This window comes from Paenibacillus sp. FSL R5-0623 (assembly GCF_037974265.1).
GTDB lineage: Bacteria > Bacillota > Bacilli > Paenibacillales > Paenibacillaceae > Paenibacillus.
Genome location: NZ_CP150233.1, coordinates 1,179,060 through 1,195,242, shown reverse-complemented (window position 1 = coordinate 1,195,242; position 16,183 = coordinate 1,179,060). Strand labels below are relative to the sequence as shown.

General features: G+C 48.2%; 10 protein-coding genes. 2 read left to right on the top strand and 8 right to left on the bottom strand.

Going from position 1 to position 16,183, the window contains the following annotated elements; translation table 11 throughout:
* Window positions 1-72 precede the first annotated feature (72 nt).
* Together MKY92_RS05355 and MKY92_RS05350 are read left to right on the top strand one after the other, a co-directional pair.
* Window positions 73-1,857 carry an ABC transporter ATP-binding protein gene (locus tag MKY92_RS05355; RefSeq protein ID WP_339299537.1) on the top strand — a complete coding sequence of 595 codons (1,785 nt, stop codon included), beginning with the start codon at window positions 73-75 and terminating at the stop codon, window positions 1,855-1,857.
* Window positions 1,850-3,682, top strand: coding sequence for an ABC transporter ATP-binding protein (locus MKY92_RS05350; protein ID WP_339299536.1), 1,833 nt, complete (start codon window positions 1,850-1,852; stop codon window positions 3,680-3,682). The genes MKY92_RS05355 and MKY92_RS05350 overlap by 8 nt, the downstream gene beginning before the upstream one ends.
* A 134-nt stretch (window positions 3,683-3,816) precedes the next feature.
* On the opposite strand, the gene MKY92_RS05345 is transcribed toward MKY92_RS05350, so the two are convergent.
* From MKY92_RS05345 to MKY92_RS05310, 8 genes are all read right to left on the bottom strand, one after another.
* On the bottom strand, window positions 3,817-5,268 hold the full coding sequence (locus MKY92_RS05345; protein ID WP_339299535.1) for an ATP-binding protein: 1,452 nt from the start codon (window positions 5,266-5,268) through the stop codon (window positions 3,817-3,819).
* A gap of 988 nt (window positions 5,269-6,256) precedes the next feature.
* Window positions 6,257-7,276: a galactose/methyl galactoside ABC transporter permease MglC gene (gene mglC / locus MKY92_RS05340; RefSeq protein ID WP_339299534.1), complete on the bottom strand. Its 1,020-nt coding sequence runs from the start codon at window positions 7,274-7,276 to the stop codon at window positions 6,257-6,259.
* A 15-nt stretch (window positions 7,277-7,291) separates the two neighbouring features.
* The gene (locus MKY92_RS05335) at window positions 7,292-8,797 is read right to left on the bottom strand and encodes a sugar ABC transporter ATP-binding protein (RefSeq protein ID WP_339299532.1); all 1,506 of its coding nucleotides are present in this window, start codon (window positions 8,795-8,797) and stop codon (window positions 7,292-7,294) included.
* A gap of 74 nt (window positions 8,798-8,871) precedes the next feature.
* The gene (locus tag MKY92_RS05330; RefSeq protein WP_339299531.1) at window positions 8,872-9,933 is read right to left on the bottom strand and encodes a galactose ABC transporter substrate-binding protein; all 1,062 of its coding nucleotides are present in this window, start codon (window positions 9,931-9,933) and stop codon (window positions 8,872-8,874) included.
* 172 nt (window positions 9,934-10,105) lie between these two features.
* Window positions 10,106-11,287 (bottom strand): substrate-binding domain-containing protein, encoded by a 1,182-nt coding sequence (locus MKY92_RS05325; RefSeq protein WP_339299530.1) that lies wholly within the window; start codon window positions 11,285-11,287, stop codon window positions 10,106-10,108.
* Window positions 11,277-13,091: a sensor histidine kinase gene (locus tag MKY92_RS05320; protein ID WP_339299529.1), complete on the bottom strand. Its 1,815-nt coding sequence runs from the start codon at window positions 13,089-13,091 to the stop codon at window positions 11,277-11,279. Before MKY92_RS05320 ends, MKY92_RS05325 begins: the two co-directional genes overlap by 11 nt.
* Window positions 13,088-14,821 carry a response regulator gene (locus MKY92_RS05315; protein WP_339299528.1) on the bottom strand — a complete coding sequence of 578 codons (1,734 nt, stop codon included), beginning with the start codon at window positions 14,819-14,821 and terminating at the stop codon, window positions 13,088-13,090. Before MKY92_RS05315 ends, MKY92_RS05320 begins: the two co-directional genes overlap by 4 nt.
* A gap of 333 nt (window positions 14,822-15,154) precedes the next feature.
* Entirely contained in the window at window positions 15,155-16,057 is a 903-nt protein-coding gene (locus MKY92_RS05310) for a tyrosine-type recombinase/integrase (RefSeq protein WP_339299526.1), read from the bottom strand.
* Between the last annotated feature and the right edge of the window lie 126 nt (window positions 16,058-16,183).

Sequence of the window (16,183 nt, the reverse complement as noted above, 5' to 3'; positions counted from 1 at the left end):
CTCGCGATTGAAGCAGCTAAAGGTATTATGAAATTGATTCACTTATGCTATTAAGATTGAGGTGATTCCCTATTGTGGACGTTAAAACGATTCTTGACCCCGTATAAATCGGCGGCAATCGTCGCCCCGCTGCTCATGGTACTTGAGGTTACCATGGACCTGCTCCAGCCCAAGCTGATGTCCAGCATCGTGGATGATGGTGTACTTGCAGGGAATCTGCCCCATATCGTGACTACAGGTCTGATCATGTTACTTGTTGCGTTAATCGGCTGGGTTGGCGGCGCAGGCTGTACACTCTATTCAAGCAAAGCTGCCGTTGGATACGGCACAGATCTGCGCCAGGAACTGTTTGACCATATTCAAACCTTCTCCTTCCGCAATCTGGATACGTTTCAGGAAGGATCTCTGATCACTCGTCTGACCAGTGACATTACCCAGATGCAGACCTTTGTACAGATGCTGCTGCGGATGTTTATCCGTTCGCCAATGCTGATCATCGGAAGTATCATCATGGCGTTTACGATCAGTGTGAAACTGGCTTTGATTCTTATTGCGACAGTACCGGTACTGTTTATTATTTTATTTATTCTGATAAAAGCATCCTATCCGCTGTTCGCCAGTGTGCAGAGCAAGCTTGATCAGGTCAACGCTGTGCTTCAGGAAAATCTTGCCGGCATTCGTGTCGTCAAGGCGTTTGCACGTGCACGTCTGGAGAAAAAACGGTTCAAGCACTCCAACGAAGATTACACTACAACCGCCGTCAAAGCCTGGCGTATTGTAACGCTGAACGCACCCGTGCTCAGCCTGATGCTGAACGCTACCATTGTAGCGGTGCTGTGGTTCGGAGGTTTCCAGGTAGTGGGAGGCGATATTGCCGCCGGGGATCTGATTGCTTTTATCAACTATGTCACGGTTGTACTCTCATCCCTCACGTCCATCGGCATGATGATGATGAGCTTCTCCCGCGCCAAGGTGTCTGCTGCACGGATCAACGAGGTGTTACATACACAGCCGGATATTCAATCGGGAACCGACAACTCCGGAAATGTACAGTCACCCCCGTCTACCCGTAATCAATCCCGATACCTAACGTCTTTCCTTCCCTCGCACACAGGCGGTCAAGTGGAGTTCAGAGACGTATCTTTCCGTTATGATGGAGACCATGCACTCACCGGAATTAATCTGAAGGCTCGCCCGGGTGAGAAAGTGGCTCTGATCGGTTCAACAGGTTCAGGCAAAACCTCGCTGGTGCAGCTGATTCCCCGTCTGTATGATGCTTCGCAGGGTGAAGTGCTCGTGAATGGAGTGAACGTTCGCAACTGGGATCTTCAGGATCTTCGCAGCCGTGTGTCCATTGTGCTCCAGGAATCCATTCTGTTCAGCGGCAGCATCCGGGATAACATTTGCTTCGGCCGGCCCGGTGCAACGGATGCTGAATTGCGTGCTGCGGCACAAGCTGCGGCAGCGGATGATTTTATTATGAAACTGAAAGATGGGTATGACACGGAACTGGGTCAGCGCGGGGTCAATCTGTCCGGTGGGCAGAAACAGCGTATATCCATTGCACGCGCCCTGCTTATGCGACCGGAAGTGCTGATTCTGGATGACAGCACCAGTGCTGTGGATCTACGCACGGAAGCGAGCATTCAGAAGGCTTTGCAATCCTTGATGAAAGACAGTACCACCTTTTTGATTGCACAGCGGATCTCCTCCGTGAAGGATGCAGACTGTATATATGTTATTGATGAAGGACAGATCGTTGCTAGGGGCACACATGATGACCTTATGGCTCATTCGTCTCACTATCAAGCAATCTATTATTCGCAGCAACGGAAGGAGGATATTCAATTTGGCTAAACCTGCATCTTCCTCCATACAACAAACAGTCGTGCCTCCCATCGGAAGACCCGGACCTGCGGGCAGAGGACCTGTTCCCAAAGTCAGAGCCAAAAATGCTCGCCACGTCCTGATTCGGGTATGGTCGTACATGGGACGTCATCGCAAAGGAGTTATTGCTGCATTAGTGCTGACGGCTCTTGGAACACTGCTTAACCTGGCAGGACCTTATCTTCTCGGCCGCGCCGTTAATGAACATATCGTGCCCAAAGTAACTGCGGGTTTGCTGAAGGAATGTCTCCTCTTGCTGAGTGTTTATGTCCTTGGCTCATTCCTGATGTGGGCTCAATCCTATGTCATGATTGGTGTGTCCCAACTGACCGTCAAAGATCTGAGACATGCGTTGTTCTCCCGACTGCAAGAGCTGCCTATTAGCTTTTTTGATAAAAATCAAAGCGGGGACCTGATGAGCCGGGCCACCAATGATATCGATAACGTATCTACAACGCTGAATCAAAGCGTAACCCAATTGATGTCCAGTGCCATCCTGCTCGTTGGCTCCTTGTCGATCATGTTTGCACTCGATGTTCGGCTCACCCTGCTCAGTCTGGTGACTGTACCCTTGATAACCATCGCCACTCGCCTGATCGCGTCAAGAACACGCAAACACTTCACCGCCCAGCAGAAATTACTTGGTGAGCTTAATGGGTATGCTCAGGAAACCATTGCTGGACAAAAAGTCGTAGCTGCCTATAACCGTCAGGATCAGGCACATCAGCATTTTCAGAATCTGAACGAGAAACTGCGCACATCCAGCACACAGGCCCAGACCGTTTCAGGTTTGGTTGGACCCACGATGAACGTGATGAACAATATCGGGTTTGCCATACTGGCTTCTGTAGGTGGATGGATGGCTTATCATGAAATGACGTCCATTGGACTGATCGTCAGCTTTCTCGCTTACTCCCGCCAGATTGAGCGGCCACTCAACGATCTAGCCAATCAGTACAATCTCATTCAGGCTGCAATCGCAGGTGCTGAACGTGTGTTCCACATTATGGATACACCTGGCGAATACGTAGAGGAACAGAAGAAACAGCTGGATCAGATTCAAGGTAGAGTTGTATTTGAAGACGTCTCTTTTGGGTATAGTGCGGAGCGAGACATTCTCAAGAAGGTTAGTTTTACTGCAAAACCTGGTGAGATGATTGCACTTGTTGGACCCACCGGCGCAGGTAAAACAACCATTATCAACCTGTTGCCCCGTTTCTACGAGATTACAGGCGGACGGATTACCATCGATGGATGTGACATCTCGGAACTGGAGAAGGATCAACTCCGTCGGCAACTCGGCATTGTGCTTCAGGATGCCTACCTGTTCTCGGGTACCATTCGCGACAATCTTGCCTACGGCATGCCGGACGCAACGGATGAACAGATCAGGCAAGCGGCTGAGCTGGCAAATGCACATTCGTTCATCCGCAAACTGCCACAGGGCTACGATACCCCCATCATTTCCGGGGGAAGTAACCTGAGTCAGGGACAACGACAACTGCTGACCATTGCCCGGGCAATTCTGGCTGATCCGGCCATCCTTATTCTGGATGAAGCAACAAGCAGCATTGATACACGTACAGAGATGAAGATCCAGGAAGCGATGTGCACTTTAATGAAAGACCGTACCAGCTTTGTCATCGCCCACAGACTGAGCACGATTCGTGAAGCCGATCAGATTCTCGTCATTGATGATGGACAGATCGCTGAACGGGGCAGCCATGATGAGTTGATGCAGCAACAAGGATTCTACTACCAGTTACATCAGGGACAGCTCAATAAGTCGAACTAAAGTGTGTCTGCATAGCTACTGCACATTAGTTTAATCGAAATACTAAACGCCGCACGGGGGCTTCAGCCCCATGCGGCGTTTTTATGTTTTTGTCTAATGACTATTAATTGCTATCTCTGGGTCAGTTATATGATTTACGTCTCCATTGGCAGATGAAGCGTGAAGGTGGAACCAACCCCCATTTCGCTATGGACGGTAATTTTACCATTGTGATCCTGAACGATTTTCTGGCAGAGTGCAAGTCCCAGTCCCGTACCTTCTTCTTTGGTTGTATAAAATGGATTAAAGATTGTGGATAGCGAATTTTCCGGAATGCCACTTCCTGTATCTGTAATTGAAATGAGTACTGCGTCTCCGTCCTGCAACAAATCCATATGAACCTCACCAGGGTCAGTCATTGCTTCAAAAGCGTTACGAATCAGATTGATCAATACCTGCACAATCTTATCTCGATCCATGTTGATCACAACTGGCTCGTTAGTCATTTCAAGCGTAATTTGATGCCCTCGGGATGCCGCATCTGACTCGGTCAAAGACATCACTCGTTCAAGGCAGTGACCCAAATGTTCAGGCTTCATGTGATTGGCATGTGGTTTGGAAAACTGCAAAAATTCAGCTGTCAAATCGGTTACTCTCGTCACTTCACCCATAATCACTTCATACCATGGCGCGATATTAAACGCTTGTCCACGGGACAGCTGCAGGAATCCCCGAATTGCGGTAAGCGGGTTCCGAATTTCGTGAGCCATACCCGCAGCCAGTTCACCTACAGCCCTCAGTCTTTCGGAACGAAATACTTCTTCTTCATTTTTCAGCCATTTGCTGCGCTGTTGTTGAAGCAGCCTATCCTCGGCTACCGTCATAAAGTGCTGCAACGAATCCGACATTTCCGGGTACAGAGAGATGCTGTAGCTTACCTGAAGTCCTTGAAGCTGGACGGATAGCAGTGAAGACATTCGTTCTTCCACATCCTGTATCTCCGGCAAAACGACTGCAAATCGGTCTCCTGCATACCGGGATATGCCATAGGCTTCGGTGAAATGATTGCTGATCATCTGCCCTGTACCTGTGATTACCGTACACCAAGGGTCTTCTGAATCTTTTTTAAAGCCGCTAAAGTTATTGACGTTCAAAAGGACAAGCAAAAAAGACCGTTGCTCTTCTACTGTCTTATGTAACATCTCCATGTAACCTTCGTAATTCAACAGTCCGGTAAGCGGATCATGCAAGGTCAGGAACCGATTTTTTTCCCGAAGCCTGCGCTTCTCTACCTCACTGTTGATTAAGGTATGATACAAAAAAATGATAACAACCGAGGTTAACAGGTCAAATAACGAAACCAGCAAAGCATATGTATCTACAGGCACATACGAAAGCCGAATCACCGTATATTGCAGCATAAGCAGCAATGAAATTGGCAAGGTCTGTGCCAACCGTTGTTTGTCCTGGATCATTGAAATAATGAGCATATAATACAGCATGTTACACCAGTTCAGTTGACTGTAATAATGGAATATCCCGAGAAAAATCCACTGAAACTTCCGCAGCACAGGATATCGTTTCTCCCCATAAATACTTGCTATCAATAATGTCCCTGAAAGCGACATTATTGCCATATGAGGGGTAAGCCTTAGAACATAAGAGGACAGAATGACAAGCAGACAACCTAGCGGGAATATCACCATTTTTATCGTGTAACTTAGCAAACAGCCTCGCCCCCTTTGACATAAAACTCACATCAAACAACTTATGTACATGTATTATATCGATTATGATTAGCTGATGTTGTCGATTAATGGAGGCTGGTCAAATTCACATGAATGTATAATTTTCGAAGGCAATAGGACATATGATGTAATTGTAATCAACAAAAGTGAAACAATTCCTCTTCGCATATCATTATTGTGGTACAATACATTAATGGATAAATTTAGGATAAATTCTTGGTTATGGAGGATATCACATGACAACACAACGATAACCACTGGGCTTCGGAACGCTATCTCTGGTTGTACTGACGATGGGCCTTGCCTTTAACTTTCCATGGGGCAAAGCAAATTTTATGATCAGTCATTATCTTTTAAACTTAATAAACATACCTATTTATAGCAACAGAACTCAAGGACTTCACATTCCATTTGTAGTAGCAGCCCTCTTCTGGATTCCAGCCTTCTTGATTGCCAAAAAATATCGTGCGCATTTCGGTACGAGTGTATCTTATAACGTCGCCGGATTCATGTTGCTCTTATGCATCATTGGACCGGTTATCCCCGTTATCGATTGGATGGTCAATGGTTAAACGCTTAAAGCCAGCTCTCTATATTCAGAGGGCTGGCTTCTTTGTTGCTTTTCCATATAAGATGAACAAATTATTTACACGATAACGGAGAGGACAGAAATAACCTGAAGAAGCGGAGCTAAAAGCTTTCTGAAAGAAAGCTACATCGGAAGCATACACCTCGCCTTTATCCCCGGATTTTCACTTCCTTAGAAGGGAATCAAAAAATCTGGGGATAACAGCGATCAGAAGTTTGTTCTGTCATCGGAGTGACTGTGTAACCTTTTTAGGTCATCTTATTTCTTTGCCATATACTTACGGATGTCAAAAGCCACCGCAGCAACAATGATCAATCCTTTGATAATCAACTGCCAGTATGGACTTACACCGATAAACGTCAGACCATAGTTAATGACCCCGAAGATCAGCACACCCGCCATAACCCCAGGTACCGTTCCAATACCACCCGCCGTTGATACGCCGCCGACCACACAAGCAGCAATCGCATCCAGCTCATACATGTTACCGTAATTGTTTGTTGCTCCACCTGTGCGTGCTGCCTCAAGTACACCGCCCAGACCATACAGTGCACCCGCAATGGCATACAGGGCAACCAGGTTACGAGCCACATGAATCCCGGATACATGCGCCGCCTGAATGTTGCCACCGATCGCGTACATGTTTTTGCCGAGACGTGTTTTGTTAAAGATCACCCAGCAGATTAATGCCACTGCAATCGCAATGAGGACAATATACGGGATGGAATAACCCCCGCCCAGATCAATGTATCCAGAGCCAATGACGGTGAAGTCCGGTCGCAATCCTCCGATCGGCTGTGACTGGTTGGGTTCCGTATCAAAATAAATGGAGTTCAGTCCGTACACGGCAACCATCGTACCCAGCGTTGCGATAAAAGGAGGTACATGTAATTTGGCGACAATCAGTCCATTGACCAAACCCACGAATAGACCTGCGGTGATTCCAACCAGAATCGGCAACAACACCGGCAAATGGGGCAGATCGGGGAAGAAGCGGTTGGCATACTCGTCAATTTGCAGCATCGATGCCGATACAACAGCCGTCAGACCAACCACCCGTCCAGCGGACAGATCGACCCCGCCCGTGACAAGGATAAAGGCTGCACCGAGCGCAATAATGGCCCGTGTGGAGGACTGCTGCAAGATGTCCCGCAGTGTGGAGAAGGCCAGAAAATTCGGATCGGCAATCGCAATACCAATAATGAGCAGGATCAGTACGATAAAGATGGCGCGTTGTGTTACATATTGTTTTACTTGATTGATCATCTGTGTGTTCATCTGTTTCCCTCCTGACTAAGCCATCCGCTGCTGCGCGGCCAGCCTCATAATATCCTGCTCTGTTGCCTCGGCTCCGTCCACGATTCCGGTGAGACGCCCTTCGCTCATCACCATAATGCGATCCGACATACCCAGAAGCTCAGGCATCTCTGAGCTAATCATGATAATGCTTTTGCCCTGACGAGCCAGTTCCGTAATAATGGTGTAAATCTCGAACTTGGCCCCTACATCGATTCCACGTGTCGGTTCATCCAGCAGGAGTATCTCGGGGTCGGTCAATAACCAGCGGGCCAGCAGAACTTTCTGCTGATTGCCGCCAGACAGGTTTCGAATCAGCGTGTTAACTGAAGGCGTTTTGGTTCTGAACTTCTGCGTCTGCTCCCGTGCCACTTCGCGGCCCTTTTTCTCGTCCAGCAAGCCCACGCGATTTCGGTAGCGCCCCAGACTGGCAATGATCGTGTTCTCATACACCGACAACACCGGGAAGATTCCTGTGACTCTTCGTTCTTCGGTGAGCAACGCGATGTTATGACGCTTCGCTGCTGCGGGGGAGTTAATCTTCACCTTGCGCCCATGAATCGAAATTGTACCTGAAGCGAGTCTGCGCAGTCCAAACAAGGACTCAATCAGTTCTGTCCGCTGTGCTCCAACCAGGCCACCAATGCCAAGCACTTCACCTTTTCGCAGCTCAAAGGATACATCACAAAACGATTTGGACTGGCTTGATGTCAGACCCTCGGCTTTTAATATCACTTCACTGGGTACGTTCGTCCGTTCCGGGAAACGTTCGTCCAGATCACGGCCAACCATACGCGTAATGATCAGATCTGTTGTTAGATCAGCAGCATCCCAAGTTCCTACAACGAAACCATCACGCATGATCGTCACTTCATCCGAGATCGTCAGGATCTCCTCCATCTTGTGTGAAATATAGATAATGGATACGCCGCGACTGCGCAGTTCATTAATAATGGCGAAGAGCTGATCCACTTCCTTGCCTGTCAGGGAAGAAGTTGGCTCATCCATGACGATGACTTTGGATTGAAACGAGACCGCCTTGGCGATTTCCATCGATTGAATCTTGGAGACAGACAGTGTTCCCGCCTGAGCCTTCGGATCAATATCCAGGTTCAAGTCCTTGAACAGGGCCAGCGTATCGGTATACATCCGTTTCTCGTCCACCAATATTCCCCTCATCGGAAAACGACCCAGCCAGATATTCTCCATCACCGGACGATGCGGGACCGGGTTCAGCTCCTGATGAATCATGGATATGCCTTGCTGAAGGGCCGCTTTGGAATTCGGAATATCCACAGCCTTTCCTTCGATGCGTATCGTTCCTTCATCGGGGCGATACATCCCGAACAGACATTTCATAAGTGTGGATTTCCCCGCTCCATTCTCTCCCATTAAGGCGTGAACCGTCCCCGGTTTCACTTTCAATGTGACCTGACTTAGTGCCTGCACACCCGGAAATGCTTTGGAAACTCCATTCATCTCCAGCAGGTAAGGTGACTCCATCTTGGTTCCTCCCTTCCATATGACCGGCAAAAAAGGGACGCTACCCGAATGTCGGACGTCCCTGTCTCGTGCTGTTATTGGGCGTCAGCGATGTTGTCTTTTGTAATCTTCTTGTATGCAATCCAGACGTATTTACCATCTGTAATGTCGTATTTGGTATTTTCCTTTGTTGGTGTCTCACCTTTGGCAAGAACGGAAGCCAGTGCCACCGTAGCTGCACCCTGATTCTTGGCATCATTAAGCACCGTGCCCAGCATCGTGCCATCCTGGAGAGCCTGAATGGCTGGAGCTGTTGCATCTACACCTACTACCGGCATGGATTTGCCATCCTTGAAGTATCCGGCTGCTTTCAATGCCTCAATGGCTCCCAAGGCCATGTCATCATTGTTTGCGAGAACAGCTTCGATCTTGTCACCATGGGAAGCCAGAAACGCTTGCATTTTCTCCTGACCTTTCACCCGATCCCACATCGCCGTGTCTTCCGCCAGTGCTTCCACTTCGATACCGGCATCCTGGATCGCCTGAACCGAATATTTGGTCCGAAGCTCTGCATCCTGGTGACCTGGTTCCCCTTTCAGCATGACGTATTGCAGTTTGCCATCGCCGTTTTTGTCCGCTTCCGGATGTGCTTTCCAGTAATCCACAATCAGCTGACCGGAGATCGTACCGGACTCCTCCGCTTTTGCTCCTACGTAATACACTTTATCCCATTTATTCATATCTTCAGCTACTGGCTCACGGTTGAGGAACACCACTGGAATATTCGCTGCCTTGGCCTTGTCAATGATGACACCTGCCGCCGTGCGGTCTACCGGATTCACAGCCATTGCATTATATTTCTTGGACACAAACAGATCGACTTTCTCGTTCTGGGTCGGCTGTGCATTTTGGCTATCTACGATATCCAGGGTCGCAACGCCTTCCGCTGCTGCGGTCATGGCATTACGTACACCCGTCATGAACGTATCATCGAATTTGTAAATGGCGACACCAATCTTTGGCGCTTCCGTACCGGCTGCTGTCTGGCCTCCTGTATCTGTTCCCGTACTTCCACCTGCGCTGTCTCCGCCGCTGCTACACCCCGCCGCCACAACCATACATGCCGTAATCAACAGTGTCATCCATGTTTTCTTCATATCCTAATGACCTCCCCCAAGTTCATTCGGCTTCACCGATGTCTTTATTATGAAAGGGTTTACATTAAATTCGAATACAATATCTTCACCTGTTCTATCGAAATCTTCCTCAAGTTAACAAACACCTTAATTTTTATTCAGCATTCGTTCCAGCACTCGTTCCAGCATTGGTTCATTGTACAAAAGGAAACAACAGCTTCTGGTTATCCATCCAGAACATATTGTCTGTACTAACCAGCTTGGTCTCAAGTAACACTCTCGCTTGCACCTGTTGATTGTTCAGCCGCGCAACGGCTTGATTCAATCCCAGATAACCTGCACTGTATCCATTCTGGACGATGAGATGATCAAAGACCCCTTCTTGCAATTGCTCCAGTTGCTGTTGTTCACTGCCAAACCCAACAATCCTTATCTTGTCCGCAGATTTTCGTCGATTCAGTTCATCAGCTGCTCCCAGAGAAGCAGGTTCCTGAAGAGTAATGAAGCCATCCACCTCCTGCTGGTCCAGCAATTGCTTCGCAGTCTGCCAACATCCATCCCGTGTATTACATATCGATTTGGGTTCCACTTGAATATCAGGATACTGTACCAAGGCTTCCATAACTCCCTGCTCTCTCTGAATAAGACCAGAATTAAGAGGATCGGGGCCCAATAAAGCCACATGCCCTTTTCCTTCCAGAAGCTCCGCCATAGCCTGGCCGGCCTGTCTTCCCGCCTCAACATTATCCATCGAGATGAAACTGGTGATGCCTTTCACGGGAAATTCATCGTTAAGCACAATGACAGGAACAATGGTTCCATTGGAATTTGTTGTCTGTGCCTCCTGGATGATGTCACTAAGTGCCTTCTCGCTCAAAGGATCGACTAATAGAGCTGATGCTCCCTGCTTCAGAGCCGATGCGGCGGCCTCAACCTGTGCATGCTCTCGCGCACTGCGAGACAACGTTTGGCTGTTGATATTTGCCTGTTTGACCTGCATCTGACTTCCAGCAGAGTCCAGAATGGCAGGCGTGTATATATCACCATCGGAAGGGTATGCTTCCACGGTAATCAGTTCGGCTCCACTCTCTTTGGCAGCCGCTTCAGCGCCGAGCCGGATAGCTTCCGCAAGTTCCCCTGTCCCAGCTGGCGTAATCAGCGCGATACGTGGTGGTACTGCCGTAGCATCGGGACTCGATAAGCCACAGGCGCTGCACATGAGCAGACAGCAGCAGCTTGCAGCTGTCTGGATTACTAACCGACGTTTCCGGATTCCAGGAAAGCTCGCAGCAACCTTTTTCCAAAACGTACGGATGTATGACCCTACAACTCTGTGGCTGTGGATATCGCTCCTATTCTCCTTATTATCTGTCATTAGGCTCGCCCTCCTTCTGCTGCGATTGAATGGGAATCCGAACCCAGACCGTGGTGCCTTCCTCCAACTCACTTGCAAATTCAAGGCCGAAGCCCTCCCCATAATAAAGCCGAATCCGGTCATGGACGTTGCGTACCGCTACGCCGGAGCCTGCACCGCTTTTGACAACCGGACTGCCACTCAGTAATCCCAACATCTGTTCTTCCGTCATGCCGACCCCATTATCTGTAATGCGAAACACCAGCTTATTGTCCTCACGATAGACATCGACCTCAATACTTCCTTCGTCCATGTGGTACTCAATACCATGAACAATGGCGTTCTCAATCAGGGGTTGAAGCACCAGCTTTAATGTCAGGCATTCCAGAAGCGTCTCATCGGCCTTAATCGTAAAGTTGAATTTGCGCTTGAACCTCATCTGCTGAATCGTCAAATAATGCTGCGCATGCTCCAGCTCTTCCCTGACCGTGATAATCGTTTTACCTTGACTAAGACTGATGCGGAACAGGCGCGAAAGAGATGTAATCATCGTAATTACTTCTTCATTGCGACTCATACCTACCATGCGCACCACGGAATTCAGCGTGTTATATAGAAAATGCGGATTGATCTGGGCCTGCAAGGCTTCCAGCTCCAGACTCCGCTTCTGTTCCTGTTCATGGATGATCTCATCCATCAGGGTGCGAATTTTATTGACCATCAGGTTGAAGCGACGAGATAGTCGTTCCACCTCCAGCGGCCCTTCAATAGGCAACTCCACGTTGAAATCCCCGCGCTCCACCGCCTTCATCTTACGTTCCATTCGCCGGATCGGACGCGTCAGACTGGAGGAAAGAAACAGCGATACGAGAATGACCAATACCAGAACAACGACCAGTACACGAATGAGATATCCATTGACCTCCTGACGCGTTGTCATAATCTCATCCAGATAAGCAACACCGACGATTTTCCACCCGATATTGGCAACGGACTTCACGGTATTCAGCCTTTTCTGTCCATCTGCTTCATCTTCGTAACTGCCGGAAGCCACCAAAGCCTGTTCTATATTTTCGCTTTTGAGTCCCATATACATCAATTGCTGCTGCGGATGGTACACGATATTGCCCGCACTTTCATCGATGATATAGACATATCCTCGTTGCCCCAGACTGACCCGACGGCTCAGTTCATCCATCTGTTTGAAATTGATATCGACCAGCAGGATAACCTGCCGATCCTGACCATTTTGCCGTATCGTTATGCCTTTGCTCATGGAAACGACCCATTTATATGGACCTCTGTACATGTTCTGAATATGAGGCAACGAGAAACTCAGGTGATCCGGCACACGAAGCGCAGACTGAAACCACCCTTGCTGTGTCACATGGGCACTTGGTTTTAATTCAGCTGTAGGTCGGTTCTTGAGCAATTTCCCCGTGGAATCAAGCAGAGTAATCGAGATGATATCTTCACGACTGCTGAGCAGTGTGTCGAGCTGTTTGTCCACCAGTTCCCCTTCCCATGTCCCGTCACGCAGCATATGTTCCTCAATGGCACGGTACAGATGAGACATACTGCGGACGTAATCTTCCAGGTTATAACTGACCTGATCCACAATCTGTCTCGTCGTGAGTTCCGCACTTCGCTCGGCAGCCTGCGTGAACTTGTCATGCAGAAGCATCGCCATGATGGTCAGTACCAAGACGATGAAAACGGAAAAGGACCACGTAATAATAAACCGGATACTGCTGACTCTGGACGAACGCAGACGAGAGCGTAATTGAGGTCCCGTGGACTTCACCCATCTGGACAAAAACTTCATCGGATCGAACCTTCACTTGCCGTCTGAGAAGCCTGTTTACGATATTCTTTGGGCGAGACACCAATATGTTTTTTGAAACAAAAACTGAAGTAATTGGGTTCAGCAAAGCCAACCTGCTCCGCAATCTCAAATGACTTCAGTTCTGTCGAGCGAAGCAGTTCACGCGCTGCCTCCATTCGAATCTGCATCAGGTACTGCAGGAAGGTAAGCTGCACTTCTTTTTTGAAAATGCCACAAAAATAACCGGAGCTGATATGCAAATGCCCGCACACCTTCTGAATGGACAGGTCCGGGTCGGCATAATGCTCCTTGGTGAAGACTAACGCCTGCTCAACAATATCCTTGTATACATGCTGGCGTCCGCTGGCAATGCGATGTTGTACGAGTAGACAGACTTCCCGTACCTTCTTCTGTGCATCAGTAAGTCCCGGCAGTCGGAACAAATCCGCATACAACTGGAACCCTGCACCAAAGATGTCCTCCATTTCCTCCCCTGATGCCTGTGCCGCCTTCCATACTGTTGTTAATACTTCAATTAAATAGAGCTGAATATCACTTCGCCCGTGTTCCACTGTAATTTCCCGGAAAATGATCGCAAGTGCTTCCTCCAGCTCCGCTTGTGTACCCGCCTTCAGACAACGTGTCAGCGTCTGCTGCTTCAACTCGTCGAACCGCAGCTTGCCCGCCGTCTGTCGCTCCACGTCCGCAATGTATATGATTGAATCCGTCCCGGGCACAAGCCGATAATCCAATGCCAGCAGGGCATCTTCATAGGCATGATTCACATCCGCGAGTGTATCCACAATCTGACCCGATCCCACCGTAGCCGGGATACGTAAATAGTGGTTGATGCTGCGCATCACATTTTCCAATTCCTTCTGTTGCCGCTTCGCTCCATCTGTACCGCCCGAGCGATCCACATAGAGCAGGACAATCGTCTCCTGATGCATAAAGGCATGACCAGCCCCATGCTCCGCCCAGACTTCTGCCGCAATGTTAAGTGCAGCAAAGCGTTTCAGTTCAGCATCCTCAGATTGACGCAATGAACCTCCGGGAACGATTATCTCAGATTGATCCGCTACCTCGGATGTTGTTTTGTTATGTCGCTGTGGGGGCTCGGTGAATACTCCCTCAAGTTTCTCCTTCTGTACATCTCCATCCATATGCAGTGTCAATACAGACACCCCATAGCGTTCTCCTGTCAGATCCAATCCGCATTGTTTGGCTTTACTATGAATATATGTCGAGGATTTCTGCCGATGGAGCAAGGTCGCCATCAGATCTGCCTGTAATAAAGGCAAACTGGTATGATAGTGCTCACGCAGCTGCTGTACATCTTCACGCTCAGCCACTTCAGCAGCCATCTGGGCGCGCAGTCTTGTGAGCAGTTCGGTGAGATGCCCTGCCGAGAACGGCTTCAGCAGATATTCATCCACACTTAACGAGATGGCTTGCCTCGCATAATCAAATTCATCATATCCAGTCAAAATGACCACCTTCACGAGTGGATTACGCTTCCTCAATCTTTGTGCGAGTTCCAGACCATTCATGAATGGCATGCTGATATCCGTCACCACAATGTCCGGCTCTACCCGCTCCGCCATCTCCAATGCTTCCCGCCCATTCTCAGCCAAACCGACAATCCGCAGATCGAGCGCTTCCCAATCGACCTCTACAACAAGTCCTTCACGCACATCTTCTTCATCATCCACCAGCAGTACCCGGTACATGTTTGGATTCCTCCTTTTGATGACGGCCTTATGCCCTAGCAACGAATATATATGTAGCATTGTGAATCATTTGATCTCTTATGGCTCACCGAATTGAAGCAAAATGCAAAGGCTCATGTTGATCTGTTCCAAGGTTGCCATCATAATATACAATATTATCAGGGATATGTAATCGCTTTCTTTATTAGAGGTAAGGCAACCCTGTCGGGCAGTGCCTAAGTGAAATGTGAAGGATAGTATATGAGTGCTAAAGGCAGGTTAAAGTAATACAACACGGGAAATTTCGAAGTACTTCTAATAAGAGGTGTTTTGATTCTAACTATAATTCAGACTTCATTCTTGTTCTTTACGATGATTTGTACTTAATGCTTTAAAATAAATCATGGTTGTATCTGGGTTGGTGTGTCCCATTATCTCGGCCAAACGGTGCAGTGGCGTATGCTCAGCCATGACGTAGCCAAAACGATGACGCAGATCGTGTGAACTCAATCCTTCCAGCCCTGCTGTTATCATTACTTTTTTAATCAGGTGTCGCAATGCTCTCTCCGTTAAACGATCGTTTGTCTTCTCTGAAGGAAAAAGGTAAGCAGGGGCGGTAGCAAGATCAGATAAGTACTGATTCAACATGACAACACACTGTATATTCAATGGGATCTTACGTAGCACGTTGCGTTTATCGGCTCTCACTGTCAGGTGACCGCTTCGTCTACCAAGTTCGATATCATGAGGTTTGAGGTTGCATACCTCCATCGTTCGCAAGCCTGTGTGAAACATAAGGGTCAGGATCGTCTGATCACGAAGGGAATTACCATATTCCACTGCCGCGAGGAATGCCTGCTCTTCTTCAAATGTCATTCGGCGTGGACTTACTTTGTCTTCCGGAATGAATTTTAATGGTTTCGAAGGGTCATGACTGAGCCTGGATTCCAAGACAGCCCATTTGAAAAAACGCTTCAGCGTAATCAATCTTCGGTTAATAGTGGCTGGCTTCAATAACATAACTTTGAGTGAATCTTCGCGATATTGGACTAAAGTGGATGTGTTTACGTCTTCGATTCGCAATGTAAACTCTTCGCTGAGCATGGTGCTTTCCTTGTACCATTCGATAAAGTGTTTCAGATCACTTGTATATTCCTTCACGGTTTTGGGATGCAATTCTCCCTCATTAGCAAGCATATGTATGAATTCCTCTATCGTCGGTTCCCGCTGCACCGAAGTCCCTGATGACTGGTTCATTAGAAAATACCTCCAAATCTTGACTTATATTAGCGGACATGGTATTATCATATTAATCGATACATTAGCGGACATCAAGTTCGTGGTTTAAATGCACCAGGTGAGTGTCAATTTTTCAATAATACT